This is a genomic window from Caballeronia sp., assembly GCF_049581465.1.
Taxonomy (GTDB): domain Bacteria; phylum Pseudomonadota; class Gammaproteobacteria; order Burkholderiales; family Burkholderiaceae; genus Caballeronia.
The window spans coordinates 1-3392 of sequence record NZ_JBAUSA010001316.1 but is presented as its reverse complement, the minus strand read 5'-3'; the positions used below and the strand labels follow the sequence as shown (position 1 = coordinate 3392).

The following is a 3392-nucleotide window of genomic DNA, read 5'->3' as shown; positions in this document are numbered from 1 at the left end:
CTTCGATGCAGGCCCCGGTCCGGAATCAACCCACGCTGGAGAGCGAATCGTGGTGCCCTATCTCTTCGCGCACGGCCTGTCGACGCTCGATACGCTCATGATCAGCCACGCCGATTCCGATCATTCGGGCGGCGCGCCGGCGGTGCTGGACAGCATCCATGTGCGCCAGTTTCTCGCTTCATTGAAGCCCAAGGAACCTTCGTGGGCGTCCGCGCGTGCCCGGCACAGCGACACGCTGCGTTGCGTCGCGGGGCAGCGCTGGCAGTGGGACGGCGTCGCGTTCGACGTTCTATGGCCCGATCCGGGTCCGCTCGCGGCCAAGCCGAATGCAACGTCCTGCGTGCTGAAAGTGACTGGCGCGAGCGGTCGCTCGGCACTTTTCGCTGCCGACATAGAAGCGGATGTCGAACGTCAATTGCTTCAGCGCGACGCGGCTGCACTTCGCGCCGACGTGCTGCTCGTGCCGCATCACGGCAGCAAGACTTCGTCGACTGAACCTTTCCTCGACGCCGTGCAGCCGCGTGTCGCGGTATTTCAGGTAGGCTACCTCAACCGCTTTCACCATCCGCATCCAACGGTTTTCGAGCGGTATCGAATGCGCGATATAGAACTGTCTCGCAGCGACGAAGACGGCGCGGTGCGCATGGAGCTGTCGTTTGACGTATCCATCGAGCGTTTCAGGCAGACTCACGCCCGCTACTGGATGGGGCGATAAAAAGAGGAGACGTTTCTTGAAAGACATCCTGCACTTTTCGCATGCGAACGGCTTTCCCGCATCGACCTACCGGACCATTTTCGCCGAGCTCGCGGACGACTACGACATTCGTGCGATCGAATGCTTCGGTCACGATCCGCGGTTTCCGGTCACGCGCGACTGGCCGCATCTGGTGGAGCAGCTTCTTGAGGACATCGGCAAGACGCGTCCAGAAGGCGCGAAAGTGTGGCTGGCCGGCCATTCGCTCGGCGGTTATCTCTCGCTGATGGCGGCGCTCAAGCGGCCGCACTGGGTGAAGGGCGTGGTCATGCTCGATTCGCCGATCATCGCCGGCTGGCGCAGCAGCTTGCTGCGCATGTCGCAATGGACCGGGCTCGACACGCGCTTGTCGCCCGCCGCCGTGACAAAAAAACGTCGCATGCACTGGGCAAACCGCGAAGACGCATGGCGTCACTTTCATTCGAAGCCGGCGTTCGCTCGGTGGGATGAGCGGATGCTGTCCGATTACATCGACTTCGGGATTCCTTCCAATATAAATACGTCGGGCGTCGCGAACTGCCCGCGCGCGCTTGCTTTTGACCGCGAGGTCGAGTTCCGCATCTATAAGACATTGCCGCATACGCTTGGCGCGCGTGTTGCACATGGCGCACCGGTGCCAGTCGGGTTTATCGCGGGAACGGAGTCGAGAGAAGTACGGCAGGTCGGGCTCGAGATGACGCGGCGTATCGTGGGCGAACGTTTCGAATGGATAGAAGGCAGCCATCTCTTTCCGATGGAACATCCGGTCGAAACCGCGCGTGCGCTGCAAAGCATCCTTAATCGATTGCGCCTCGATCTCGATCAGGTAGAGTGAAGGCGGCGTAAAATAGCGCTGCGAGAACGTAAAAACGGAGGCTTCGCGCTCTGGGTCCGGAGGCGCCTTTCGGGTATAATCCGTTTTTCCCGCGAGCACCCAGCGATGACCAAATATGTATTCGTCACCGGCGGCGTAGTTTCTTCCCTCGGCAAGGGTATTGCCGCCGCTTCCCTCGCCGCGATCCTCGAATCGCGCGGTCTCAAAGTCACCCTCTTAAAGCTCGATCCCTACATCAACGTTGACCCCGGCACGATGAGCCCGTTTCAACACGGTGAGGTATTCGTGACGGAAGACGGCGCCGAGACCGATCTCGATCTGGGCCACTATGAGCGCTTCATCACCACGAAGATGAGGAAGGGCAATAACTTCACGACTGGCCAGATCTATGAATCGGTAATCCGCAAGGAACGCCGTGGAGAGTATCTCGGCAAGACGGTTCAGGTTATTCCGCACATCACCAATGAAATCCAGGCGTTCCTCCAGCGCGGCGCAGCAGCGGCCACGTGTGGTGAGCCGGATGTGGCTATCGTGGAAATCGGCGGGACGGTGGGCGACATCGAATCGCTGCCATTCCTCGAAGCCGCGCGTCAGATGAGCTTGCGCCTCGGGCGTAACAGCGCGTGCTTCGTGCACCTGACGCTGGTGCCTTATATCGCGACGGCCGGCGAACTGAAGACCAAGCCGACGCAGCACAGCGTGCAAAAGCTGCGCGAAATCGGCATCTCGCCGCACGTATTGCTGTGCCGCGCGGACCGCCCCGTTCCCATCGAGGAATGCCAGAAGATTTCGTTGTTCTCGAACGTACCGGAAGACGCGGTGATTTCCGTGTGGGACGTGGACAGTATCTACAAGATTCCGCAGATGCTGCACGACCAGGGTCTTGACGACATCGTGTGCGAAGAGCTCAAGCTCTCACCGAAGCCGGCCGACCTCAGCATGTGGGCGCATCTTGTCCAGAAGCTCGACAACCTGCAAAGCGAAGTCACCATCGGCATGGTCGGAAAGTATGTTGAACTGACCGAGTCATACAAGTCGCTGATCGAGGCGCTGCAGCACGCGTCCATTCATACGTCGACGAAGGTCAAGATCGAGTACATCGATTCGGAGCAGATCGACGCGGACGGCATCGACGCCCTGAAACACCTCGACGCCGTGCTCGTGCCGGGCGGTTTCGGCGCGCGCGGTACTGAAGGCAAGATCAAGGCGATCCAGTACGCACGCGAATCGAAGACCCCGTATCTAGGCATCTGCCTCGGCATGCAACTGGCCGTGATCGAATTCGCGCGCGACGTCGCCGGTCTCACCGACGCCAACAGCACGGAATTCGACCAATCGACAACGAACCCGGTGGTCGCGTTGATCACCGAGTGGTACGACCGGGCGGGTCGCGTCGAAAAGCGGACGGAAGAATCGGATCTGGGCGGCACGATGCGCCTGGGTTCACAGAAGTGTCCCATCAAGCCCGGCACAATGGCGGCGCGGATCTACGGCACGGATGTGAACGAGCGCCATCGGCATCGCTATGAAGTGAACAACCGGTTTGTGCCGCAACTCGAGGCGGGCGGGCTGGTGATCAGCGCGCGTACGCCGAGCGAGGACTTGCCGGAAATGATGGAGTTGCCGGTGTCCATGCATCCGTGGTTCGTCGGCGTGCAGTTCCACCCGGAATTCACTTCGTCACCGCGTAACGGCCATCCGCTTTTCAAGGAATTCGTGGAAGCGGCGCGGGCTCATCGTCAGGGGTTGGCGAAGACCGATGAACCTGCTGTCCCGATTGGAGCGTCTGCATGAAACTGTGTGATTTCGAGGTCGGCATCGACC

At 60.4% G+C, this 3392-nt stretch carries 3 protein-coding genes; all 3 read left to right on the top strand.

Features of this window, described 5'->3' with window-relative positions:
• Positions 1–715, top strand: a 715-nt coding sequence (locus WCA53_RS31900; protein ID WP_423921149.1) for a ComEC/Rec2 family competence protein, incomplete at its 5' end; no start/stop codon positions are given.
• A gap of 16 nt (positions 716–731) precedes the next feature.
• The gene (locus WCA53_RS31895) at positions 732–1568 is read left to right on the top strand and encodes an alpha/beta fold hydrolase (RefSeq protein WP_423921144.1); all 837 of its coding nucleotides are present in this window, start codon (positions 732–734) and stop codon (positions 1566–1568) included.
• Between the two features lie 105 nt (positions 1569–1673).
• Positions 1674–3362 (top strand): CTP synthase, encoded by a 1689-nt coding sequence (locus WCA53_RS31890; RefSeq protein WP_423921139.1) that lies wholly within the window; start codon positions 1674–1676, stop codon positions 3360–3362.
• Positions 3363–3392 lie beyond the last annotated feature (30 nt).